We start from the raw sequence: 25,395 nt of genomic DNA, 5'->3' as shown, positions 1-25,395 counted from the left end.
GTAGCCGGTTCGCCCGGCGCCCGGCTCCTGGCGGGGCTCGTTCCCGTCACGACAACGGCGGTACGGGCAGCGCGGGCCACGACGGACGAGGCCGCCCTTGCCGGGGCGAAGCCGCGCCGCTCCTGGTTACGCTTCCCTGCCGCGATGCCCGGAACGGCCTGAGCTCCGTCCCCTCTCCCGTTCTCCGCGACCCCATGCCGTGCGGTGCGTCCAACCCTGGACCGGACTCAGCGCGGTGCCCCGGACGAGATCCCTTTTCCCATCCCTTCCCATGTGCCGCGACCGTGCCCGCCGGGGTGCCGCCGCGGCCGGACGACGAGGACTCCAAGAACCCGTGTCTCGAACATCCAGACCACCCCTGCTCAGGACAGCCCGAAGAAACGTCGCGCTGCTGCTGTCGGCCGTCATGGTGGGCACGCTCCTCCAGGCCGGCGCGGCATCGGCCCTGTCCCAGGACGACTTCGCCCTGCCGGGCGTGCCCTCGGCCGAGAAGCCGGTGAAGGGCAGCGACCTCTTCCGCGGCGAGGCCCGCACCACCGCCAAGGGACCACGGACGCCCGGCGGGAAGCCGAAGGCCGCCTGGCCCCAGGAGGGCGCACCGCTGGTCGCCGTCGCCGCACCTCCCGCTGAGGGCCGCGCCCCGTCCACCACGGCGGACGGGACCGGGCCGGTGGCCTCGGCACCCCCGGGCTCCCTCACCACGTCGGCGGCCTCGGCACCCCTGGCCCCCTTGACCGCACCGCGGTCGGCGCCGGTGGCCGCCGCCCGTACCGCCGACGACCGGCAGGCGACGGGCGTCCGGGCCCGGGTGCTCGGCCCCACGGCCGCCCGGAGCGCCGGTGTCGACGGGGTGCTCTTCACCCTCGACGGCACCGGGAACACCGCGGAGAGCGCCGACCGCAGCGCCCGCGTCGACGCCTCCCTGAACTACGCGTCCTTCGCGGAGGCCTTCGGCGGCGGCTTCGGCTCACGCCTGACCCTGGTCGAGCTGCCCGCCTGTGTGCTGGAGACCCCCGGCAAGGCGGAGTGCCGTACGACGAAGCCCGTCCCCACGGTCAACGACACCGAGCGCAAGACCCTGACCGCGTCCTCCGTCGCCCTGCGTTCCTCGGCTCCGACGGTCCTGGCCGCCGTCGCCGCGGAGACGGCGGGCACCGGCGACTACACGGCCACCCCGCTCTCCCCGTCCGCCACCTGGGACACCAACCTCAACACCGGTGACTTCACCTGGTCCTACGACATCCCGGTCCCGGACGTCCCGGGCGGGCTGACCCCGAACGTCGGGCTGTCGTACTCCTCGGCCCTCATCGACGGTCAGACCGGCACCACCAACAACCAGGCCTCCTGGGTGGGCGACGGGTTCAACCTGTGGTCGGGACACATCGAGCGCCGCTACAAGGCCTGCTACGACGACGGCGTCAAGAACGCCGACGGCAACAAGCCCGGTGACCTGTGCTGGGGCTACGACAACGCCTTCATCACCTTCAACGGCAAGGGCGGGGAACTCGTCCCGGTCGGCGACGACGAGTTCCGGCTCAAGCAGGACGACGGTACGCGGATCGAGCGGCTGCGCTCCACCGACCGGGGCAACGGCGACAACGACGGCGAATACTGGCTCCTGACCGACACCGACGGGGTGCGCTACTACTTCGGCCACAACCGGCTGCCCGGCTGGTCCAGCGGCAAGGAGACCACCGACTCCACCTGGACGGTCCCGGTCTTCGGCAACAACGCCGGGGAGCCCTGCCACAAGGCGGCCTTCGCCGACTCCTGGTGCCAGCAGGGCTGGCGCTGGAACCTCGACTACGTCGTCGACCCGCACGGCAACGCCGTCGCCTACTACTACGACAAGGAGACCAACTCCTACGGCCGCAACCTCAAGGCCAAGGACAACACCCCCTATGTCCGGGGCGGTTCGCTGGACCGCATCGAGTACGGCCTCAAGGGCGACTCCGCGTACGGGGCCAAGGCCCTGGCCAAGGTGGACTTCACGACCTCCGAGCGCTGTCTGCCGGACGCCGGCACCACCTGCGCGTCGATCGACAAGGACCCCTTCCACTGGTACGACACGCCCTGGGACCTGAACTGCGCCACGGGCAAGGAGTGCGACAAGGGCCGCCTGTCCCCTGTCTTCTTCACCCGTGACCGGCTGACCCGGGTCACCACCCAGGTCCTGAAGAACGACGCCTACACCGCCGTCGACTCCTGGAAGCTGGAGCACCGCTGGGGCCAGGCCGACGTCGACTACCAGCTGCTCCTGGACTCCGTCCAGCACACCGGCCACACCGCCACCCCGGCGATCACCCTGCCGAAGACCACGTTCGCCTACACCCAGCGGGCCAACCGGCTCGACCGGACCGGCGACGGCTACGCGCCGTTCATCAAGTCCCGGCTGTCCACGGTCGCCGACGAGTACGGCGGCCAGGTCGACATCAACTACTCGGAGCCCGTCTGCTCCTGGAACGCCCTGCCGACCCCGGAGAAGAACGGCACCCGCTGCTTCCCCCAGTTCATCGGGGGCGACGCCGACGCCGCACCGGAACGCCAGTGGTTCAACAAGTACGTCGTCACCTCCACGACGCAGACCGACCGCACCGGAGGCGCCCCGGACGCGGTGACGCGCTACGAGTACCTGGGCGACGCCGCCTGGCACTACGCCGACGACGACGGCCTGACGAAGGAGAAGCACAAGACCTGGTCCCAGTGGCGGGGCTACGGCCAGGTGCGGAAGCTGACCGGCGGCCAGGGCGGGGCATCGGCCCTCAGGACGCAGGAGGACACCTACTTCCTGCGGGGCATGCACGGGGACCGTTCCGCCCCCTCCGGCGGGACGAAGAGCGTCTCGGTGCCCCTGGGCAGCGGTGAGGGCGACGCCCTCACCGACCACGAGTCGACGGCCGGCTTCGCCTACAAGACCGTCGCCTTCTCCGAGGCGGGCGGCAAGGTGCTGTCCAAGACGGTGAACCGGCCCTGGCACCACGAGACGGGCCGCAAGGTACGCGACTGGGGCACCCTCACCTCCAACCTGACCGGCACCTCCCGCTCCACCTCCTGGACCTCCCTGGACGGCGGCGCGGGCAGCTCGTGGTCCACGACCGAGGTGAACACCACCCACGACACCGTGGCGGGCCGGGTCACCCAGGTCCACGACCGGGGCGACACGGCGACCCCCTCCGACGACCGGTGCACCCGTACCACGTACGCCACCAACACGAGCGCCAACATCCTCACCCTCCCCGCGCGGGAGGAGACCGTCGTCGGGGCGTGCTCCGCCACCCCCGACCGGTCCAAGGACGTGGTCTCCGACATCCGCACCGCGTACGACGGCGGCGCGTACGGCGCCGCTCCCACCAAGGGCGACGCCACGGCCTCGGCCACGCTGAAGAGCCACGACGGCACCAAGGCCCTCTACCTGGAAGCCACGGCTGCCTTCGACTCCTACGGCCGGCGGCTGAGCACCACCGACCTGACCGCGGACCTCACGGTCACCGGAACGGGCAGCCCCGTCCGCACACCCCGCACCGACGGGCGGACGACGACCACCGCGTACAGCCCGGCGACCGGCTTCCCCACGAAGGTCACCGAGACGACACCGCCCGCCAAGACGGGCACGGCGTCGACGGCACAGAGCGCGGTGACCGAGTTCGAGCCCCTGCGCGGTCAGCCGACCGCGCAGATCGACCTCAACGGCAACCGGTCGGATCTCTCCTACGACGCGCTGGGCCGCATCGGCAGGATCTGGCTCGCCGACCGGCAGACCAGCCAGACGCCGAGCTACGCCTTCGACTACTACATCGACGAGGGCAAGCCCGTCGCGATCCGCACCCGGACGCTCGACAACAAGGGCGGGCAGCTCTCCTCGTACGTCATCCACGACGGGTTCATGCGGGAGCGCCAGACCCAGTCGCCGGGCCCGGACGGCGGCCGCGTCCTCACGGACGTCTTCTACGACGAGCGCGGCCTGACGTCCAAGACCTTCGCCCCGTACTACAACGACCAGGAGCCGCCCGGCCGGGGCCTGTTCAAGCCCGCCGACGCGCTCTCCGTGGAGACCCAGACGCGGTACGTCCACGACGGTCTGGGCCGGACGACCGAGACCCGCGACATCGCCGGCAACGGTGACGGCGGCGCCGTCCTCGGGGTCACCAGGAAGATCTACGGCGGCGACCGCACCACCGTCGTCCCGCCGGAGGGCGGGACCACCACGACCGCGGTCGCGAACGCGCGGGGCCAGATCACCGAGGTCCGCCAGCACCGCACCCGCGGCGCCGACGCCGCCTTCGACGCCCTCCGGTACGCGTACACGCCCAAGGGCGAACTCGAGAAGGTCACCGACGCCGCGGGCAACTCCTGGTCCTACTCCTACGACCAGCGCGGGCGTGAGACGCGTTCGGTGGACCCCGACCGGGGCGCCACCGAGCGGAAGTTCGACGACCGCGGACAGCTGATCAGCACCCAGGACGCCCGGGGCACCGTCCTGGCCCACGTCTACGACGGCCTCGGCCGCCAGACCGAGCTGCGCGAGGGGTCCGCCACGGGCGCCCTGCGCGCGGCGTGGACGTACGACACGGTCAGCGGCGCCAAGGGGCAGCTCGCCGAGTCCACCCGTTACGTGGACGGGGTCGCGTACACCTCCAAGGTCACCCAGTACGACCGCCTGTACCGGCCGGTCAGGACCGCCGTGGTGATCCCCTCGGAGGAGGGCGACCTCGCGGGCACGTACCAGAGCGGAGCGACCTATCTCCCCTCGGGGCTTCCGGGCTCCGTGAGCTACTCGGCGGCGGGCTCGCTGCCCGGCGGCAGCCAGAACGTCAGCTACGAGCCGGACACCCTGCGGCCCGTGGGAGTGTTCGGTGACGGCTTCACGTCCGAGACCGTCTACTCCTCCACCGGCAAACCGCTCCAGTACCGGATGCGCGGCACCGCCGCCGGCTCCAAGCCGGTGCAGGTGACCAACACCTACGAGTGGGGCACCCAGCGGCTCGCGACCTCGCGGGTGGACCGTCAGGACGTGGCGGGCGTCGACCGGTTCAACACCTACCGGTACGACGACCTGGGCAACATCCTGTCCGTCTCGGACACCTCCCGGTCCGGAACCGACACGCAGTGCTTCCGCCACGACCACCTCCAGCGGCTGACCGAAGCGTGGGCCGAGGGCGACAAGACGTGCTCGGATGCACCGAGCGGGGGCGTGCTGGGCGGCCCGGCGCCGTACTGGAACTCCTACACCTACGACAAGACGGGCAACCGCCTCACCGAGACCCTGCACGACCCGGCGGGCGACAGCGCCAAGGACACCCTGCGGACCTACAGCTACCCGCCCGCGGGCGGCGACGCCCCGCACGGCCTGACGTCGGTCTCCACCCGGCTGCCCGACGGCAGCACGACCGAGGACGCCTACACCTACGACGCGACCGGCAACACCACCGGCCGTCCCGGCAACACCGCGGACCAGGAGCTGGAGTGGGACGCCGAGGGGCGTCTGGCGAAGGTCACCGAACCCTCGGCGGGCGGTGCGCCCCAGGTCACCGAGTACCTGTACGACGCCCAGGGCGAGCGCCTCATCGGCCGCACCGGCTCGAGGACGACGCTCTACCTCGGCCACAGCGAGGTCACCCTCGACCAGGGGGCCGCGAAGGCGAAGGCCGTCCGCTACGCCTCGCTGGGCGGCGGGAACCAGGCCGTCAGGAACGACGACGGCTCCGTCGCGTTCACTCTCGCCGACCACCAGGGCACCGGGCTGCTCGCCGTCGACGCCGCCACCCAGGCGCTGACGCAGCGACGCACCCTGCCCTTCGGTGGTCAACGGGGCGCGAGCGGCGCGTGGCCGGGCGTCAAGGGGTTCGTCGGCGGCACCGACGACACCGCGGACACCGGGCTGACCCACCTCGGCGCACGTGAGTACGACCCGTCGACGGGCCGCTTCCTGAGCGTCGACCCGATCATGGACCTCACGGACTCGCAGCAGCTCAACGGCTACGCGTACGCCGAGAACTCACCGGTCACCTTCAGCGACAGCACCGGCCAGTGGAAGTGGCTGGACAACCTCGCCTCCAACGCCAAGAAGGCCGCCAAGGGCTTCAAGAACGGTGTCGTCGACGGCTACTACGACGTGGCCGAGAGCGTCTACACGTTCACCGACCGGATGGGCTGGACGGAGGGCAACGCCCAGAAGATCAAGAACGACCGCGCCGGCAAGGGCCCGATCAGCCTCTACAAGACCGTTCGCGGTCCGGACCAGAGCGGCGCCTGGTACAAGATCGCCTACTGGGTCGGCAAGTTCGTCTCCCCGTTCCTCCCCGGAGGCGGGGCGATCGGCTCCGGTGCCCGCGCGGCGGCCAAACCGGGCAGCGTCTCACGGGTCATCCGCGGCGCGATGTCCCGGCTCTCCTCCGGCACGGTGAAGAGGGCGGAGCCACAGGCGGCGCCGAGGTTCCGCTCCGTACCCAACGTCAGCAACCGGGGCGTCGGGGGCAAGAGCGCCCCGGCGCTGGACATACAGAGGGCTCCGTCGAACTGGACACACACCGGCCAGATGGAGAGCGCCTCGTCCCAGGTGGTCGATTTCGCGCTCAAGCACGCCTCGAAGCGGAAGAAGGACAAGAGCTACGTGGGCGGCTACCACATCGAGACGGGTGACGTGGCGCTGGCACAGTCCGGCGGCTGCAAGCCCGGCCTCAGCTTCTGCGCCGAGGGCAACGTGGTGCGCGCCCTCGGAGGCGACCCGGCCAAGGTGCGGTTCACGATCGCGTACACGGTAAAGTTCGACACGGGCGTGCGTGTGGCCGAGGTCAAGCCGGTCTGCGGCCCGTGCCAGATCGACTTCCCGTACCCGTCGCAGTTCCCACCCGGCGTCCAGGCGGAAAAGGGTGGTCTCTGGGGAGAGCTGGGGCACTGAGGGGATGAGATCCATGAACACCATGGAGTTGGAGATCGGCCTGTACGACTGGGCGGCTCTGCCCTGCCGTAGCTGCGCGAACGCGGCACACGTCCCCGGCGAACTGCTGCGGATGGCACGCGCGCGGACGCGTGAGGAGGCCAGGCCGAGGGACATCGAGTTCCACGTGCTGCAGGAGAGCTGGGCGACCGCGACCGTCGTCCCCGTCGCCCGGGTGCTGATGGCCGGGATGGCGGACCGCGGTGTCGCGCCGGTGGCCCGGAACCAGTTCCTGGACCTGCTCTCGTCGTTCGTCTTCGTGGACGATGACGAGCTCGCCGATGCGTGCAAGGACGCGGTGCGGGCCGGAACCTGGTCTCTGTACGAGGAGATCCTGTCCGGCGACTCCAAGGGCAGCGCTCTCCTGGCCTACTGGCTCGTGAAGGAAGTGGAGACCACACCGGCCCGCGTGGAGCGACTCCTCGCGACGGCGCGGCATCTGCTGCCGGAGAACCTGTACGAGGACTGACCGGCCGACGGACAGAGCGACGGGCAGGACCTCACGCCGATACGGCGGGGGTCCTGCCCTTTTCCGTCGTCCGGTTCGCGTACACCGCGTGGACCGAGGGCGCCGCCCTGGAACGGTTCATGGAGCTCTCCGGGGCAGGGGGAACTCAAGGACTGCCCCGCTCGGCCTGCCCCGCCCCGCCCTGCCTCGCCTCGCCTCGCCAATGTGCGGCGTGCGCCCCAGGGGTTGAGGCATGCGAACCCTCCCACCTGCGTGATCTTTCCGACGCCGGACAGTTACGTAACCGAGCCCTCCCTTCGCGCAACCTTTCCGAACTATGCCCAACGTCACTGCTCCGGTCGGAACTTGGTGAAGCTATGTCTGACTCACCGCGTTGACCTGGTCTTTTGTGAAGCTGTTTGCTGCCTGCACGATCTTTGAACAAGTTGTGGGTGAGTTATGGCGAAGTTATGGTCCCGACCTCAGGGGGGGGAGCGGGTCGCGAACAGCGAGTCCCACGACGTGCGGGAGTGGAACCATCCGGCCCTGGTCCATGACGCGTTCGCGAAGCAGGCCCGGCCGGCTGTGGGTGAACGGCTTCCGGGGTGGCTGCTCCCCGGCGTCATCGACGACGTCCGGGCCTCCCAGGGCGCCCTGACCGGCCGTCACGTGGAGGAGCCGACACGTCGGTTCCTCGACCTGCCCACTGAGATCCCTGCCTGACCCTGACCTCGCGGGCCTAAGGACCTCTCCGTGTCCCTGGCCCGCGTCCCTTTGTCCGTTTGATTGGTCCGGGCGCCACCGAGCGGCCCCTTCATGATCTGGATGAGCATGTCCATACCTGCAACACCCCGTCGCAGAGGCGGGTTCCTACGGCCGACGGTCACCACACTGTCGACCGCCCTGATCGCGTCGTTGCTGCAGTTCGCGGCGGCCCCCGCAGCCGTGGCCACCGATGGCCTGCGCGGCCTGCCGAGCGCGGAGAAGCCCGTCAAGGGCGCCGCCTCCCAGCGCGTGAAGCCCCGCACCCTCCATGAGGGCTCGCGGACTCCGACCCGCGAGCCGCGCTCCACCTCGCCCGCCCCGGCGCACGAGAGGGTGCGGCTCGGCGACTCGGCCAGGCCGGTACGGGCCGAGAAGGTGCCCCTCACGGTGGGCGCGGCCCATGGCAGCAACGGCAAGGCCGCCAAGATGGCGGCTCCGGACGCGGTGGACGTACAGCTGCTGAGCGCCCAGGGGGCCCACGCCGCACACGCCGACGGTGTGGTGTTCACGCTCCGGCCCCAGCAGGCGGGCAGGACGGGCAGGAGCACCGGCGACACCGAGAAGCAGCACGTTTCGGTAGAAGTCGACTACAAGCAGTTCAGCGAGCAGTACGGCGGCTCCTACGGGTCCCGCCTGCGCCTGGTGCAGTTGCCGGCCTGCGCGCTGGACGGCGACAAGGGCGCCAAGTGCCGGAAGGCCAGCCCGGTCGCCGCGGTCAACGATACGGACGCGGCCACGCTGACGGCGGGTGTCGTCGCCCTCGATGCCACTCAGCCCACCGTGCTGGCGCTCACCGCCGCCGCCCAAGGCGACACCGGCACCTACCAGGCGACCTCTCTTTCACCCTCGTCGTCGTGGACCACGCAACTCAACACCGGTGACTTCACCTGGCAGTACCCGATGCCGGCTCCCGAGGTGCCCGGCGCCCTGTCGCCGACCGTCGGACTGAACTACTCGGCCCAGAGCATCGACGGCCGCACCACCGCCACGAACAACCAGAGTTCGTGGATCGGTGACGGCTTCGAGTACGCGCCGGGCTTCATCGAGCGCCGCTACAAGCCCTGTGCGGATGACGGCGTGAAGAACAGCGACGGCTCCAAGCCCGGCGATCTGTGCTGGGGCTACGACAACGCGTTCCTCACGTACAACGGCAGCTCCAGCGAACTCGTCCCGACCGGCGCGAACAGCTTCAAGCTGAAGAACGACGACGGCACCAAGATCGACAGGCTGCACAACACCGCGCTGGCCAACGGCGACAACGACGGCGAGCACTGGCGGCTGACCTCCCCGGACGGCACCCGCTACTACTTCGGCTACAACCGGCCCTCCGGCTGGGCCGCGGGCAAGGAGGAGACGAACTCGTCCTGGACCGTCCCGGTGTTCGGCAACAACGCCGGCGAGCCCTGCAACAAGGCCACGTTCGCGGAGTCCTGGTGCCAGCAGACCTGGCGCTGGAACCTGGATGCCGTCATCGACCCGCACGGCAACCTGATGTCGTACTACTACGGCAAGGAGACCAACTCCTACGGCCGTAACCTCAAGGCCGCCGACGACACGCCCTACACGCGCGGCGGCTACCTCAAGCGCATCGAGTACGGACTGCGCGGCGACTTCTTCACCAAGCCCGCCGCCAAGGTCCTGTTCACCAACAGTGAGCGCTGCCTGCCCGAAACCGGCGTGACCTGCGCCGAGGACACCATCGGCGACAAGGCCTCGTACTGGTACGACACCCCCTGGGACCTGAACTGCAAGGCCGGCACGGAGTGCAAGGATGCCCGCACCGCGCCGAGTTTCTGGACGCGGAAGCGACTGACCGAGGTGACCACGCAGGTCCAGCAGCCCAACGGGACCTTCCACAACACGGACTCCTGGAAGCTCAACCATCGCTGGGGCATGGCCGACACCGACTACCAGCTGCTCCTGGACAGCATCCAGCACACCGGCTCCGGCACCTCCGCACCCATCACGCTGCCGAAAACCACCCTGGCCTATACGCAGTTGGCCAACCGGCTCGACAAGACCGGTGACGGGTACGCCCCGTTCATCAAGGCCCGCCTCTCCTCCATCGCGGACGAGACGGGTGGCCAGACCGACATCACGTACTCGGCGCCGGTCTGTGACGCGGCCAACCTGCCCACGCCGCAGACGAACACCACCCGCTGTTTCCCGCAGTTCTACGGCGGCGGGTTCAACGAAGACCCGGTCATCCACTGGTTCAACAAGTACGTCACCACCTCGGTCGTCGACACCGACCGCACCGGCGGAGCCCCCGACCAGGTCACCCGCTACACGTACCTGGACGGCGCGGCCTGGCATTGGGACGACGACGGGCTGACCAAGGACAAGCAACGCACCTGGTCCCAGTGGCGCGGCTACGGGCACGTCCGCGTCCGCACCGGTGGTGAGGGTGGCGACAGCGCCCTGAGGAGCCAGGAAGAGCACTACTTCCTGCGCGGCATGCACGGCGACCGCAAGGACACGGCCGGCGACACCACCAAGAGCGTCACCGTCACTCTCGGCACCGGCGAAGGCGCCGCGATCACCGATCACGACGCCTGGGCCGGCTTCGAGTACAAGCAGGTCACCTACGACGCCCCGGGCGGGAAGATCCTCGCCCGCACGGTGAACCGTCCCTGGCGTCACGAGACCGCGTCCAAGACGCGCTCCTGGGGCACCATCGCCGCCCACTACACCGGCGTCGCCCACGCCAAGACCTTCAACAGTCTCGACCAGGGCGCGGGCGCGAAGTGGCGCACCACATCGACCGAGACGACCTTCGACAACGCCACCGGGCGTGCCGTACAGGCGAACAATTTCGGCGACGACTCCACGGCCGCCGACAACGAGTGCACCCGCACCACGTACGCCACCAACACGGATCTCAACATCCTCGGCCTGACGTCGCGTGTGGAGACGGTCGCAGGATCCTGCTCGGACACGCCGGACCGGTCCGAGGACGTCATCTCCGACGTGCGCACCGCGTACGACGGCAAGGCCTACGGCGCCGCCCCGACCAAGGGCGACGCCACCGCCACCGCGATCCTCAAGTCGCACGACGGCACCAAGGCCACCTATCTGGAGACGGGCGCCACCTTCGACGCCTACGGCCGTGAGCTGACCACCACGGACCTCACCGCCACCGTCACCGTGACCGGTACGGGTGATCCGGTGCGCACGCCGCGCAGCGACGGCCGCACCACCACGACCGCCTACACCCCGGCCACCGGACGGCCCACCCAGATCACGTCGACCACTCCGCCGGCCACGGCCGGTGCCGCCGCCACGGCTCAGACCAAGACGCTGAACCTGGATCCGGTGCGCGGCCTGGTCACCAAGGAGACGGACACCAACGGCCAGGTCACCGAGTTCGCCTTCGACGCGCTGGGCCGCTCCACCAAGGTCTGGCTCGCCGACCGACGCAACACCCAGACCCCGAGCTTCGAGTTCTCCTACACCGTCGTCGAGGGCAAGCCCGCCGCGGTGACCACCAAGAAGCTCAACAACAACGGCGGACAGATCGCGAGCACCGTCATCTACGACGGCCAGTTGCGCGAACGCCAGACCCAGGAGCCCGGTCCTGACGGCGGGCGCATCCTGTCCGACGTCTTCTACGACGAACAGGGCCAGGCCACCAAGACGTTCGCCCCCTACTACACCACCGGCGCCCCGGGCACGGTCTTGTTCAAGCCCGAGGACGCCCTGTCCGTCGAGACGCAGACCCGCACCACCTACGACGGCCTCGAGCGTCCCGTCGAGGTCAAGCAGATCGCCGGCAACGGCGACGGCGGCACAGTCCTGGAGACCACCAGGACCGTCTACGGCGGTGACCGCACCACGGTCATCCCGCCCGTCGGCGGCATCGCCACCACCACCCTGACCAACACCCGCGGCCAGATGACGGAGCTGCGCCGGCACCACACGCGCAGCGCGGACAGCGCCTACGACACGACGAAGTACGAGTACGACGTCCGGGGCAACCTGACGAAGGTCACCGACCCGGTGGGCAACATCTGGTCCTACTCCTTCGACCAGATGGGCCGCCAGACCCGCGCCCAGGATCCGGCCAAGGGCACGAGCACCAGCGAGTACGACGACCGCGGGCAGCTGACGTCCACCGAGGACGCGCGCGGCACGAAGTTCGCCCACATCTACGACAACCTGGGCCGCAGAACGGAGCTCCGTCAGGACTCGGCCACCGGCCCGCTGCGATCGGAGTGGGTCTACGACACCGTCACCGGGGCCAAGGGCCACCTCGCCAGGTCCACCCGTTACGAGAACGGCGAGGCCTACACCAGCCAGGTCACCGCTTACGACCGGCTGTACCGGGCCTCCCGTACCGCAGTGGTCATTCCGTCCGGCGAAGGGGCCCTGGCGGGGACCTACCAGGCCGGCACCAGCTTCAAGCCCTCCGGCCTGGTCGCGGGAGTGAGCTACTCTGCGGCCGGTGCGCTGCCCGGCGGCGGCGTCAACTACGGCTACGAGGACGAGACCCTCCGTCCGATCAGCGTGTTCGGGCAGGGCATGAGCACCTCGGTGTCCTACAGCCTCACCGGCAAGCCCCTCCAGTACACGATGGGGCTGACGGACGGAGGCGACAAGACACAGGTCACCAACACCTACCAGTGGGGCACCCAGCGCCTGGCCACCAGCCGCGTCGACCGACAGGAACAGAGCGGCGTCGACCGCAACGTCACCTACCGCTACGACGAAGCGGGCAACATCCTCTCCCAGAGCGATGTCTCCCGCACCGGCACCGACAACCAGTGCTACACCTACGACCACCTGCGCCGCGTCACCGAGGCCTGGACCGCCAGGACCACGACCTGCGCCGCCGAGCCCAGCGGCTGACCTCGGCGGCCCGGCTCCCTACTGGCACTCCTACACCTACGACAAGGCGGGCAACCGCCTCACCGAGACCCGCCACGACACCGGCGGCAACACCGCCGGGGACACCAAGCGCACCTACGCCTACACCCCGCCCGGCACGACGGACGCCAACCAGCTCACCGGCATCATCACCACCAAGGGGGCTGACACGTCGACGGCCTCGTACGGATACGACACGGCCGGGAACACCACCACGCGCCCCGGACAGCAGCTGACCTGGGACGCGGAAGGCCATGTGGCCACCGTCACCGAGGGCACCAGCACCACCAGCTACCTCTACGACGCAGACGGCAACCGCCTCATCAGCCGGGAACCGTCCAAGACCACCCTGCACCTCGGCCACACCGAGATCACCCTCGACAAGGGAGCCACCACCACCAAGGCCACCCGCTACATGGCACTGGGCGGCGGCAACCAGGCGATCCGCAACAACGACGGCACCTTCGCCTTCACCCTCGCCGACCACCAAGGCACCGCCGGGCTCTCCGTCGACGCGGACGACCTCGCCCTCTCCCAGCGCCGCAACCTCCCCTTCGGAGGCAGCCGTGGCACGGACAGCGGCACCTGGCCCGGCACCAAGGGCTTCGTCGGCGGCACCGACGACACCGGCACCACCGGCCTCGTCCACCTCGGAGCCCGCGAGTACGACCCGGCCATCGGCCGCTTCATCTCCGTCGACCACGTCCTCGACGTGACCGACTCCCAGCAGATGAACGGCTACAACTACGCCAACAACAGCCCCGTCACCCTCTCGGACCCCGACGGCCTACGCCCCATCGGCCCCACCGACAGCATCCGCGGCGACGAGGAATACGCCCGCAAGAACCACGGCTCCCAGTGGACCAACAACGGCCACGGCTGGTACTGGAAGAACGTCCAGCAGACCAAGATCAAGGGCCACGGAACCGTCACCGTCACCACCTACATCGGCCGCAGCACGAAGAACCACCCCGCCCCACGCGGCTCGGTGACCTTCAAGGCCATCAAGCCGAAGCCCAAGGAAGTCACCGTACGTCCGTACATGGGCGGCGGCGCGTTCGGTCCCCCCATCACCTACACGCCGACCCCGCTCAAGACCTGGCAGAAGATCGTCCTCGGCATCGCCGTCGGCGTGTACGCCGGCGTCGTCCTGGCCCCCGTGGCCGCCGCGGTCGGACCTGAGATCGCGGCCGCGTGCCTCGCTAACCCTTCGGGATGCGCGACAGTTGCGGCGGAATTCGGAACCGGCGGAGCAGCTGGCGGCAGTATGCCGTCGGGGGCCGCCAACGCGGCGACTGCCCCTCGGCTGGCCAAGCAGCTGAAGTATGAATCTGACGCCGCCGCCAGCTCCATGTTCACGAAGAGTGGCGACCTCACTGCGGAAACGATCGCGCGGTCCACGAAAATTCAGGAGGGCACCCAAATGGGTAACGCTCACCTGAAGAAATACTTCGAGAGTCACGGAGGTGCCGAACAATGGGGAAAGTATGGCACTCCGCGGGTCAACACTCCCGGAGGTGAAGGGACGTTTGACATCCACTTCTACAGGAACCACGTGACGGGAGAAGTATACTATTACGACTACAAAGTAAAGTTCGGCGGAGGAAAAAGGAAATGAGAGTTCGCTACACGGCACCCCGTGATACATCTCCACCTGTTCCTGAGGATGGCAGATATCACCTCACTCACGGTGCAGAATATGCGGTACTCGAAATGCACGTTCGCAGCGATGGCTCATCTTCGCTCCGGATCGAAAGTTCCACCGATGCTCTTGCCGGCCTCTACAGTGGAAAATTCTTTGAGCAGGTATCTGACGTGATCCCTGTTCAGTGGATTATCGACTTCCGCACTCAGGGTGGGTTGAGCATGGGTCCCAGGGATTGGATCTCAGGAGACTTCTGGGAGCGCATGATGGAACGCGACCCGGAAGCAGAGACCGAATACGTGATGATGCGCGATGCGATCCTGCATCAGGACCCGGTTACCTAGTTCGCGCGACGGGTACGGCGGCTCGGCAGGATGCCCTACCTCTGAGTCGCCCTACCCCACCTCACGATTCACATCCTTTACGATGACTTTCGAGTGCTTGAGGACCCGGAAGCCTTGCTAGGGGAAGTTCTCCAGAACAACGGGAGGTGCAGGCCATGCGACGGTTGGCCGACCTCATGGATCCCTTGGTCGAGTCAGGGCAAGGATCTGGGTGAAAATGTCAGATGGATTCATTCGATGGTATCGCGAGCTGGGCGCAGAGTCTGTATTCGTGGATCAGGTGGCCACATTCGAGAGAAGTGGCGTCACCTTGGCTCATCCTGACAGTGGTGTAATGTCGGTGATCAACGTTGACGGAGATGACGTTGGCATCGATTTCGAAACACTCGAAATGATCCTCGGCATCAGGGTTCCATCCGTCACCATCAACTGGTGGGTCTCGCCCGGTTCAAACGTCGTCAGCGAATATTCATATGAGCCTCTAGGCTGCGAAATCCAGACATTCTGGCTGGATGGCATGACCGGTGCCGAAGTGGAATCGTTCAGCTCGGCGGTCATTGCGGTCATGGATTCGGTGGCCCCGCCCACGCGCGCGCTAGTGTGCGACTACCGGGGGATCACTGATGCCGGCGCATGGGACTCTCTGATGCTCTACGGAGGGAACGAGGTCCCGGGAGTCGTGGATGATCTACTCGCAGCCCCGGGTCTTACTAGGCGCATTCTTGCCCATTCATCATCCCTTCGCGCTGAACGAGAAGGTGAGACGCTGACCAGATTGGTGCGCCGCGAGTAGTGGGGGTTCCTGGTGCCGTCATCGTCGGATGACGGCACCAGGCGCGGCTACGCGTGAAAAGACGAGCTGACGGTGGAGGCCATCGCCTGCTCCAGGTAGATCAACGATGGACGTCATGTGTCAGTACCTGCAAGAGCAACATTGCGGCGTGCGCGGGGGATGGGTGCGTTGCCGCGAGAGGCATGGTGGTCACGTATTCAGCGCGACCACCAACGGTGGGCACTTGCCCGTGGATTCTGTCTCCGGAAGCATGGGCTTCTACACCACGGTTCGCCCTAGCGCAGCACGAGCCGAACCGGCTATGGCTCCTGGGAAGCCGGCAAGGCGGACGAAATCAAAGCGTTCACTTTTCATGGAAAAGGTTGGGATTCGATTCTGATCGCCATTGCAACAATAGGGTAAGCTACCACGATGGAGCTGCACTTTACAGGCTTGCGGAGAATTCCGGATGAAGAGCTAGCGTCGAAGGAAATCCGATATTTGGCGCTGGTGCAGGTTGACCTCATGGCGCTGTATCGCCGCTGGGGTCGACCCGACGTCGGGGTGGACGATTTGGCCGAGTGGTTGTGCTTCGCCTTCGCGTTGCCCAACGGGGGCAAGTTCACCTTGCAGCGGGAGGCTTACCATCCGCCTACGCCCGGATTCCTCCTCAGCGTGACCCAGGAACTCTTCTGCGCAGAAGCAGCGGAGCAGGTGATTGGAGCGCTTGACATCCCCGGCGCGTTCGCGGTCGAGTTGAGCACCGAGGTGGAAAACTAACGACCACGTGCACGGTCAGCGGTGAGATACCGAAGGGCAGGCCGGATCCTGGCTCGGCAGACGTGCAGCCCTCAGCTACTGAGGTTGAACTCGGGATGTCGTGCTGCTGGTCAGGCCGGTCTCGGCGAGACAGCTCTCTATGAGGTGGCTGCGGTACTGGATGTGCCGTAGGCCGCGCCGGACGGTCTGGACGAGGTGTTCCGGGGTGCTGAAGGCGACGTTCGAGAGCCAGCCACGTCGCAGGAGTGACCAGATGCCTCAGCCCGCCCCCTTGTGGATACCGCATGACTCCGGTCATACCGCAGCCATCGGCCAGCCGTCATCCCCTACGACACCACGCGTTTAGCTTCAGTACGCATCGGGGTGATATCTGAGCCGTAAGCATCGCCGGCGCCTTCGCGGTTGACGTGCACGCAGTGGACGGCGAACTGGTCCACGCCGAAATCGCGCAGGCTCCGTAGCTTCTCGATGTGAGCCTCGGTGGGGCGAAGGAGCCAGAAGCGGTCGACGACGGCCCGGGGACCGTACGTCTCGTTGAGAGTCTCGAAAGTGGCGGCCGACCTCCCAGGTCCGGGTGCCAGGGTCGGTCACCATGCGGCCGACGTGGAGCTTGGTCGTGTGCTCGAGCATCTGGCTGTAGATGACCAAGGACCCTGCACGGCGGAGTCGAAGGTCCAGCCTTAGCGGAACCCGTTGCGCTCGGCCCGACGCGTCAGGCCGCGACCTGCGAGGCGGGCGGGTCCGTCTGCGGGACGAGCCCGAAGTCCGCGCGGAATTGCCGAACGTCGAGTCGACGGAGGACGAGGGCCGGGGCCGCCTCAGCTCAGGTACTGGCAGAGACCACGCGGCAGGAACGCCCCGTGACCCGCGTGGCCCACGTACGTGCGCTGGTCGATGACGACCTCACCCCGTGAGAGGACGGTCTCGACCTGGCCGGTCACCGTCTTCCCCTCGTAGGCGGAGTAGTCGACGTTCATGTGGTGGGTCTGGGCCGACAGCGCCTGCGTGGCGTGCGGGTCGTAGATGACGACGTCCGCGTCCGAGCCGGGGGCGATGGTGCCCTTCCGCGGGTAGAGGCCGAACATCCGGGACGGGGACGCGCAGGCGATCTCGATCCAGCGGCGCCGGGAGATGTGCCCGTCCACCACGGCCTGGTGGAGGAGGTCCATGCGGTTCTCCACCCCCGGCAGCCCGTTGGGGATCTTCGAGAAGTCGCCCCGGCCCAGCTCCTTCTGCCCGGTGAAACAGAACGGGCAGTGGTCCGTCGACACCACCTGGAGGTCATTCGTCCGCAGACCCCGCCACAGCGCCGCCTGGTGCTCCTTCGGCCGCAGCGGTGTCGAGCACACGTACTTGGCGCCCTCGAAGTCCGGCTCCGCCAGGTTGTCGGTGGAGAGGAAGAGGTACTGCGGGCAGGTCTCGCCGAAGACCGGCAGGTCCATGTCCCTCGCCGCGGCCAGCTCCGCCAACGCCTCCTGCGCCGACACGTGCACGACATACAGCGGGGCCCCCGCGACCCGCGCCAGCTGGATCGCGCGATGGGTCGCCTCCGCCTCCAGAAGGGCCTTGCGGACCTCCCCGTGGTGGCGCGGATCGCTCTCGCCCCGGGCCAGGGCCTGTTCGACGAGGACGTCGATCGCGATGCCGTTCTCCGCGTGCATCATGATCAGCCCGCCGGTCTCCCCGGCCACCTGCATCGCCCGCAGGATCTGGCCGTCGTCCGAATAGAAGACCCCCGGATACGCCATGAACAACTTGAACGAGGGAACACCGGTCTCGACCAGCTTCGGCATCTCCCGCAGCGTCGACTCGTTCACGTCCGAGATGATCATGTGGAACGCGTAGTCGATCGCACAGTTGCCGTCCGCCTTCTCCATCCAGGCGTCCAGACCGGCCCGGAGCGCCTGTCCCTTCGACTGCACCGCGAAGTCGACGATGGTCGTCGTCCCGCCCCACGCGGCGGCCCGCGTACCCGTCTCGAACGTGTCCGACGCGAACGTGCCGCCGAACGGCAGCTCCATATGGGTGTGCGCGTCGACCCCGCCCGGGATCACGTATTTCCCGGTGGCGTCGATCCTGCGGTCGGCGCTCCAGGACTCCGCGGCGTCGGTTCCGTGGGTGGCGAGTGCGGCGATGCGCCCGCCCTCCACGAGGACGTCGGCATGGATCTCGTCGGACGCGGTGATGACCAGACCACCGTGGATGACGGTACGGCTCATGGGTACCTCCTCGCTGGGGCGGCACGGGTGTCCACGCACGTGGGCACGTGGACACCCGTACGCTGTTCGGCCGGCGCTCGTACGTCGGTTCAGTCGGCGGCGCGCAAGGCGTCGGCCAGGACCGACGCCCCCTCCTCGGCCTCCGCGACGGTCAGGGTCAGGGGCGGGGCGATCCGCAGCACGCTGGTGTTGTGGCCGCCGCCCTTGCCGATGAGCAGTCCGCCGGCGCGCGCCGCCTCCAGGACGGCCGCGGCCGCCTCCGGGTGGGCCTCGTCGGTGCCGGGCTTCACCAGCTCGATGCCGATCATCAGGCCCCGGCCGCGCACTTCGCGTACGGCGGCGGATGCGGCGGTGATCGACCGCAGCCGCTCGATGAGGAGCCCGCCGACGCGCCGCGCGTTGCCCTGGAGGTCGTGCTCCAGGTGGTACGAGAGGTTGGCGAGGCCGGCCGCCATGGTGACGGGTGAACCGCCGAACGTGGAGATGGAGTTGGCGTCCAGGCAGTTCATCACCTCCGCGCGGGCGACGACTCCGCCGATGGACATCCCGTTGCCGATGCCCTTGGCGAAGGTGAGGATGTCCGGCGGCCCGTTCTCGGCGTGCGCCTGCCAGCCCCAGAAGTGTTCGCCGGTACGGCCCCAGCCGGTCTGCACCTCGTCGGAGATCCACAGGATGCCGTGCCGGTCCAGGACTTCGCGGAACGCGGCGAACAGCCCGTCGGGCGGCGAGGTGAAGCCGCCGACACCCTGGATCGGCTCCGCGATGAGTGCGGCGGCCTCCCTGGTGTGGCCGAGCAGGTCCTCCAGGTCGGCGACGCACGCCTGGATGAACTGCGCGTCGCTCAACTCCGCGTACGGGCCCCGGGTCCGGACGCCCCCGTGGACGTAGAGCGTCTGGAGCGGGGACAGACTCGTGGGCGACCAGGCGTGGTTGCCCGTGATGGAGACGGCCGAGAAGGAGCGGCCGTGGTAGCTGTTGCGCATCGCGAGGATCTGGTTGGACCTGCGGTACGCGGTGGCGAGCAGCAGCGCGGTGTCGTTCGCCTCGGTGCCCGACGTGGTGAAGAAGACCCGGGCGTCGGGGATGCCGGAGAGGGTGGCGACCCGCTCGGCCAGCTCCACCATCGGGCGGTTGAGGTAGAGCGTGGAGGAGTGGATGATGCGCCCGGCCTGCTCGGAGATCGCCTTGGTGACCTCGGGCAGGGCGTGGGCGGTCATCGTGGTGAGGATGCCGCCGAAGAAGTCGAGGTAGCGGTTGCCGTCGGCGTCCCAGACGTACCGGCCCTCGCCGTGGGTGAGTTCGATGGGATGGCGGTAGTAGAGGGCCAGCCACTGCGGGCTGACGGCGAGGTGGCGCTCGTACAGTCCGCTCACGGCTCCACCAGCCCGTCGTAGGCGTCGGGCCTGCGGTCCCGGTAGAAGGCCCACTGCCGGCGGACCTCCTCGATCAGGCCGAAGTCCAGGTCACGGACGAGGAGTTCCTCCTCCTTGTCGCTGGCGACGTCGCCGACGAACTGGCCGCGCGGGTCGACGAAGTAGCTGGTGCCGTAGAAGTCGTTGTCGCCGTACTCCTCCTGGCCGACCCGGTTGATCGCGGCGACGAAGTATTCGTTGGCGACGGCGGAGGCGGGCTGTTCCAGCTGCCAGAGGTAGCCGGAGAGGCCGCGCGAGGTGGCGGACGGGTTGTACACCAACTGGGCGCCGTTGAGCCCGAGTTGGCGCCACCCCTCGGGGAAGTGCCGGTCGTAGCAGATGTAGACGCCGACCTTGCCGACAGCGGTGTCGAAGACCGGCCAGCCGGCGTTGCCGGGCTTGAAGTAATACTTCTCCCAGAACCCCTTGACCTGCGGGATGTGGTGCTTGCGGTACTTGCCGAGGTACGAGCCGTCGGCGTCGATCACGGCGGCGGTGTTGTAGTAGAAGCCGGACTGCTCGACCTCGAAGACCGGGACCACGATGACCATGCCGGTCTCCCGGGCCAGGTCCCGCATCCGGCGTACGGTCGGCCCGTTGGGCACCGGTTCGGCCCAGCGGTAGTGCTCGGGCTCCTGGACCTGGCAGAAGTAGGGGGCGTTGAACACCTCCTGGAACCCGATGATCTTCGCCCCTTGACGGGCGGCCTCGCGCGCATGGTCCTCATGCTTGGCGATCATGGATTCGGTGTCGCCGGTCCAGGTCGCCTGGACGAGTGCGGCGCGTACGACGTGGGACATGAGCTGCTCCTTCGACGCGGCGTCAGAGAGCCTCTACGCGTTCTACGCAGGTAGACCGTGCATGGATGGAGAACGTAAGCCCCTCCGTCCGGCGGGGCAAGACCATCGCCGTGAACCGGCCGAGTCGATCATGTTTCGCACCCGAGCGGTCCACAACAGCCACGGTACGCCTCATTCCTCACACTCCCGGCACACCCGCCACCCTCAGCGCGTGGACCAGGTCCCACTCCCGCTCCGCCGACACCTCGCGGGCCGCCGCCAGCAGGTGCGGCACGATGCGGTCCCCGCCGCCGCCCGCGATCCCGGCCGCCTCCTGCGGCGTACGTACGCGGACGAAGGCCCCGAGCAGCGCCCGCGCCTCGCCCTCGCGGCCCGCGCCGTCCAGGGCCAGGACCGCCTCGGCGACCTCGACGGCGGGCCTGGCCACCCCCTGGCGGAGCAGCAGCCCGCAGTCGTCGCCCCGGCCCGCTGCGGCCAGCGCGCCCGCCGCCGCGGCGAACCCGGCGGGCGGCAGCGAGGACACCTCCCAGAGCAGGGTCGTCCAGTCGGCGGCCAGGCCCGCCCGGTACAGGGCGACGGCGAGGACCGGCAGCCGGGGCGCGGGCCAGGCCGCCACCTCGCAGAGCACGACGTGGGCCTCACCGCTGCGCCCCTCCGTACGCAGCCGGACCAGCCGCTCGACGGCGGCGGCCACGGCCGCCCCCGCCTCCGGGTCCGGCAGGGCGGCCTGGGCGGGGGCCTGCTCCTCCTCCGCCGGCCCGCCGCCGAAGCGGGCACCGCGCGGGGTGGAGCCGCCCGCCGGCGGTGGCGCGGGCAGGGCGGGGACGGGTGAGGGGGCGTACCCGCTCCCCTCGTCCTCGTCCACCTCCAGACCGGCGAACCGGGCACCACGCGGCTTCTTGCGCCGGGGCGCGGAAGCCGAAGCGGAAGCGGAAGCGGAAGCGGAAGCGGAAGCCGAAGCGGAAGTACGCCTGTGGGGACGGGAACGCCCCAGGGTCTCGGGAGCCTCCGCAGCCGGTACGGGGTCAGCCACACCCTCCGGCACCTCCACACCCCCCGGCCCCTCCACGCCTCCCGGCAGCGGCGCGTCCGCCGGGCCCCGCCCCGTCGGCTCCTCGACGCCCCAGGCCCGCGGGCCGCCCGCATCAGGGCCGGGTCGCCCACCGGCCCCGGACCCCGGCAGCGCAGCCGTCACCGCCGCCAGCCGCCCCCGCAGCTCCGCGCACCTGGCCGAGGCGCGCCGGTGGTCGTCCTGGGCCCAGGCAAGCGACTCCGGGGCGGCCTCGGCCGCGCCCGCCGCCCCGGCCGTACGCAGCCGCTCGGCCGCCCGGCCCTGCTCGCGGATCATCAACTCCAGCCGGTGGACCAGCTCCTGGCGTCCGCCGGGCCGCCGGTCGTGAGCGGCGGCGGAGGCGGAGTACAGGGCGGCGGCCCGTACCGAGGCCTGCTCGGCGAAGTACGCGCCGTGGATCGCGGCCAGATCGTCGAGCAGTGACTCCACGACGTCCCAGGGCGGTATCTCCACCCCGTCGAGGCAGGACCGCATCCCCAGGGGATCGCGCCGGGTGAAGACCCCGTACCACCCGCGTCCGGGGTCGAGCCGTGCCGTCAGTTCCCGTAGGTACTGCGCGAACGTTCCTACTTCCACCGCATGCTGATGCACCGTCATCGTCGCCCTCGCCGACCGTCGACTGGAGCCTTCCAGTCCGCAGGCATTGGACCGCAGGCGTGTTACGGGACGGCTACGCGCGGCTTTCGTCCGCGCTGCGGCGGGCGCGCGCGGGCCCGCGTCGTGCGCCCCCGTACGTAGGCGACGGCGGCCGGGCTCAGAAGGTGACGGCGATCCCGGTGTGCGGGCGCTTGCCGAGGCGGGCGAGAGTGGCGGGCCAGTCGACGAGCCAGAACTTCCAGGTGTACTTGCGGGCCAGGAGCTTGCGCACCTTGCGGGTCTCGTCCGCGTCGAGGAGGCGCGCGGTGCCCTCGGCGCTCGGGGCGCCTTCGGCGATCCGGCCGCGTACATCGCAGACCGTGACGGCGACGCGCGTGTCGTTCCGCAGCCGCTTGACCTTCCCCGAGTCGGAGCGGGTCCACACGTACAGCGCCTCACCCTCGGCGGCGGCCCAGACGGGCGTGGCGACGGGCGTGCCGTTCTTCCGGTAGGTGGTCAGGCTGACGTATTCGCTGCGTGCGAAGTCCTGGAGAGTCACAGGCGTGAGCCTACGCACCGGCGGCCGGAACGCACCGCCGGGAGGCCTCGCACGTCCCGCCGCCCGAAGTCGTCATGCGATCAGCGGTACGGCGGCGGGTTCGGGGGCGCAGCGGCCCAGCAGCTCGTCCATGGAGAGGCCGAGCGCCCCGGCGAGCGCGGCGACCGTGAAGAAGGCGGGGGTGGGGGCGCGGCCGGTCTCGATCTTGCGGAGGGTCTCGGCGGAGATTCCGGCGCTCGCCGCGACGGCGACCATGCTGCGTTCGCCGCGCGCCTCGCGGAGCAGGCGGCCGAGCCGTTCGCCGCGGAGGCGCTCTTCGGGGGTGAGAGGGGTGCGGACCATGAGGCCACCCTACTACGGTCCACCATTCTTATACCGTCATTACTATACCGCTTCGACCGGTAGAGTAATGGGCATGGTGCACATCAAGACAGACACATCCCTCGAAGCCATGCGTGAGTCCGGCCGGGTCGTCGCACGGATCCTGGCCCGCGCCCAGGAGGTCGCGGCGATCGGCGTGACCCCCCGCGAGCTGGACGAGGCGGCGCGCGAGGTGCTGCGCGAGGCCGGGGCCTCCTCGCCGTTCCTCGACTACAAGCCGCACTTCGCGCCCACCCCGTTCCCGGCCGTCATCTGCGTCTCCGTGAACGACGCGGTCGTCCACGGCATCCCCTCCGCCGAACCGCTGCGCGACGGGGACCTGGTCAGCGTGGACGCGGGCGCCCTGCTCGGCGGCTGGGCCGGCGACGCGGCGGTCAGCTTCACCGTGGGCACCGCCCGCCGCGCCGACACCGAGCTGATCGCTGCGGCCACCGCCGCGCTGGAGGCGGGTATCGGCGCGGCGGTCGTCGGCAACCGGATCGGCGACATCGCCCACGCCATCGGCACGGTCTGCCGCAAGGCGGGCTACGGCATCCTCGACGGGTACGGCGGACACGGCATCGGCCGTTCGATGCACGAGGACCCGTCCGTACCGAACGAGGGACGGCCGGGGCGCGGGATGCCGCTGCGCCACGGGATGGTCCTCGCGATCGAGCCGATGCTGCTCGGCGGCGGGCTCGACGAGTTCCGCCACGACCCGGACGGCTGGACGCTGCGGACGACCGACGGCAGCCGCGCCGCGCACGCCGAGCACACGGTGGCGATCACGAAGGACGGCCCACGCGTCCTCACCGCCCTCTGACAAACCGGTCCGGGCCGGCCCAAGGCCGCTCCAGGCCCGGTCCCTAACGCCCGACGAACGCCCTCGCCAGCTCCTCGCCCCGGCTCTCCGCCGTGGCGCGGCTCTCGATCGGTGAGATGCGGGAGTCCTCGAAGGCGATGTACGTGACGCCGGACGCGGCTCCGCCCGTCGTCGGGTGGGGATCGATGCCCAGCTCCTTCGCCAGCGCGTACGACCCCTCGCCGATGATCCCGGCGGGCCCGGTGTCGCCGATGACGGCGTACCGCACCCGGTCCCGGTGGACCACGGCGACGACGCTGCCGCCGGTCAGCCCGGACTTCCGGTAGTCCCAGGCCGGGCCCGGCGCCGGCACCACCACGAACGGCAGCGCGGCCGAGTCCAGTGGCTTGCCGCGGGAGGTCTGGAACGCGGTCTGCGGCTGGAAGTAGGGGTCGGTCCTCGTGTTGCACGCCTTGGTCTTCCGCCCGTCGCAGTCGATGTCCATGTCCGCCTTCCAGAACACGGCGTCGGTGGCGGCGCAGACGGGGACGGTGGCCTTCGGGCGGCTCGCGTCCGTGCGGTATCCGCCCTGGGAGATCTGGCGGCAGGAGCGGACCTCGGCGAGCAGTTCGTCCGCGCTCACCGGGGCGTCCGATGGAGTCTCCGGCGGGGCTCCCGCGGTCTCCGGCGGGATGGCCGGCGGGGCTCCCGGCGGGGTTGCCGCCAGGGCTCTCGCCGGTACGTCCACGAGGGGCCCCACAGGGACGCTCGGCACCAGGCTCACCCGGCGCTCCGGCAAGGTGTCCGGTACGGGCGCGGGGATGGGCACGATGGGGATGGGGATCGTGGCGGTGGCGGGCCAGGCCGCCGGCCCGAGCAGGGCGGCGCCGCAGGCGGCGGAGGTGGCGGCGGTCAGGGCGAACGTTCGGGTGCGCATCGTGGGGGACGGCCCTTCCAGGTAGACCGGGGGACCCGTGCGGGCCCCTCCTCGCCGGCGCGGGATCTCCGGCACTCCCCCCCTTGGCCGGCGGGGCCGGC

At 69.5% G+C, this 25,395-nt stretch carries 14 protein-coding genes and 3 pseudogenes; 8 read left to right on the top strand and 9 right to left on the bottom strand.

Going from position 1 to position 25,395, the window contains the following annotated elements; all coding sequences use genetic code 11:
• The first annotated feature begins 406 nt into the window (after positions 1-406).
• The 7 genes and pseudogenes from AB0917_RS20085 to AB0917_RS20055 all read left to right on the top strand — a co-directional run bounded on the left by AB0917_RS20085 (position 407) and on the right by AB0917_RS20055 (position 16,557).
• The gene (locus AB0917_RS20085) at positions 407-6,898 is read left to right on the top strand and encodes an RHS repeat-associated core domain-containing protein (RefSeq protein WP_366820949.1); all 6,492 of its coding nucleotides are present in this window, start codon (positions 407-409) and stop codon (positions 6,896-6,898) included.
• A 13-nt stretch (positions 6,899-6,911) separates the two neighbouring features.
• The gene (locus AB0917_RS20080; RefSeq protein ID WP_366820943.1) at positions 6,912-7,406 is read left to right on the top strand and encodes a hypothetical protein; all 495 of its coding nucleotides are present in this window, start codon (positions 6,912-6,914) and stop codon (positions 7,404-7,406) included.
• 501 nt (positions 7,407-7,907) lie between these two features.
• Positions 7,908-8,108: a hypothetical protein gene (locus tag AB0917_RS20075; RefSeq protein ID WP_366820942.1), complete on the top strand. Its 201-nt coding sequence runs from the start codon at positions 7,908-7,910 to the stop codon at positions 8,106-8,108.
• Positions 8,109-8,216: 108 nt separating this feature from the next.
• Positions 8,217-13,806, top strand: a pseudogene (locus AB0917_RS20070) (RHS repeat-associated core domain-containing protein); the annotation flags it as partial.
• 824 nt (positions 13,807-14,630) lie between these two features.
• Positions 14,631-15,005, top strand: coding sequence for a hypothetical protein (locus AB0917_RS20065; RefSeq protein WP_366820941.1), 375 nt, complete (start codon positions 14,631-14,633; stop codon positions 15,003-15,005).
• Between the two features lie 334 nt (positions 15,006-15,339).
• Positions 15,340-15,798 (top strand): hypothetical protein, encoded by a 459-nt coding sequence (locus AB0917_RS20060; RefSeq protein WP_366820940.1) that lies wholly within the window; start codon positions 15,340-15,342, stop codon positions 15,796-15,798.
• 411 nt (positions 15,799-16,209) lie between these two features.
• A complete protein-coding gene (locus AB0917_RS20055; protein WP_366820939.1) occupies positions 16,210-16,557 on the top strand; it encodes a hypothetical protein in 348 nt (115 codons plus the stop codon).
• 75 nt (positions 16,558-16,632) lie between these two features.
• On the opposite strand, the pseudogene AB0917_RS20050 reads toward AB0917_RS20055, so the two are convergent.
• The 8 genes and pseudogenes from AB0917_RS20050 to AB0917_RS20015 all read right to left on the bottom strand — a co-directional run.
• Positions 16,633-16,815 (bottom strand): annotated as a pseudogene (locus AB0917_RS20050) (IS630 family transposase); the annotation flags it as partial.
• A 251-nt stretch (positions 16,816-17,066) separates the two neighbouring features.
• A pseudogene (locus tag AB0917_RS20045) lies at positions 17,067-17,323 on the bottom strand (LLM class flavin-dependent oxidoreductase); the annotation flags it as partial.
• A 52-nt stretch (positions 17,324-17,375) separates the two neighbouring features.
• Entirely contained in the window at positions 17,376-18,776 is a 1,401-nt protein-coding gene (gene hydA / locus AB0917_RS20040) for a dihydropyrimidinase (RefSeq protein WP_366820938.1), read from the bottom strand.
• Positions 18,777-18,865: 89 nt separating this feature from the next.
• Positions 18,866-20,149, bottom strand: coding sequence for an aspartate aminotransferase family protein (locus AB0917_RS20035; RefSeq protein WP_366820937.1), 1,284 nt, complete (start codon positions 20,147-20,149; stop codon positions 18,866-18,868).
• A complete protein-coding gene (locus AB0917_RS20030) occupies positions 20,146-20,988 on the bottom strand; it encodes a nitrilase-related carbon-nitrogen hydrolase (RefSeq protein ID WP_366820936.1) in 843 nt (280 codons plus the stop codon). Before AB0917_RS20030 ends, AB0917_RS20035 begins: the two co-directional genes overlap by 4 nt.
• A gap of 178 nt (positions 20,989-21,166) precedes the next feature.
• The gene (locus tag AB0917_RS20025; RefSeq protein WP_366820935.1) at positions 21,167-22,657 is read right to left on the bottom strand and encodes a hypothetical protein; all 1,491 of its coding nucleotides are present in this window, start codon (positions 22,655-22,657) and stop codon (positions 21,167-21,169) included.
• A gap of 157 nt (positions 22,658-22,814) precedes the next feature.
• On the bottom strand, positions 22,815-23,195 hold the full coding sequence (locus AB0917_RS20020) for a PPOX class F420-dependent oxidoreductase (protein ID WP_366820934.1): 381 nt from the start codon (positions 23,193-23,195) through the stop codon (positions 22,815-22,817).
• 72 nt (positions 23,196-23,267) lie between these two features.
• Positions 23,268-23,537 (bottom strand): helix-turn-helix transcriptional regulator, encoded by a 270-nt coding sequence (locus AB0917_RS20015; protein WP_015612419.1) that lies wholly within the window; start codon positions 23,535-23,537, stop codon positions 23,268-23,270.
• Positions 23,538-23,604: 67 nt separating this feature from the next.
• On the opposite strand from AB0917_RS20015, the gene map reads away from it, so the two are divergent.
• Positions 23,605-24,378, top strand: a complete 774-nt coding sequence (gene map / locus AB0917_RS20010; RefSeq protein WP_366820933.1) for a type I methionyl aminopeptidase — start codon at positions 23,605-23,607, stop codon at positions 24,376-24,378.
• A gap of 43 nt (positions 24,379-24,421) precedes the next feature.
• Here map and AB0917_RS20005 read toward each other — a convergent pair whose 3' ends face one another.
• Complete coding sequence (locus AB0917_RS20005) at positions 24,422-25,294, bottom strand: glycoside hydrolase family 75 protein (RefSeq protein WP_366820932.1); 873 nt, start codon at positions 25,292-25,294, stop codon at positions 24,422-24,424.
• Positions 25,295-25,395 lie beyond the last annotated feature (101 nt).

Origin of the sequence: Streptomyces sp. NPDC007346, assembly GCF_040703535.1 — a bacterium.
Classification (GTDB): domain Bacteria; phylum Actinomycetota; class Actinomycetes; order Streptomycetales; family Streptomycetaceae; genus Streptomyces.
This window is presented reverse-complemented; position numbering and strand designations above follow the sequence as displayed.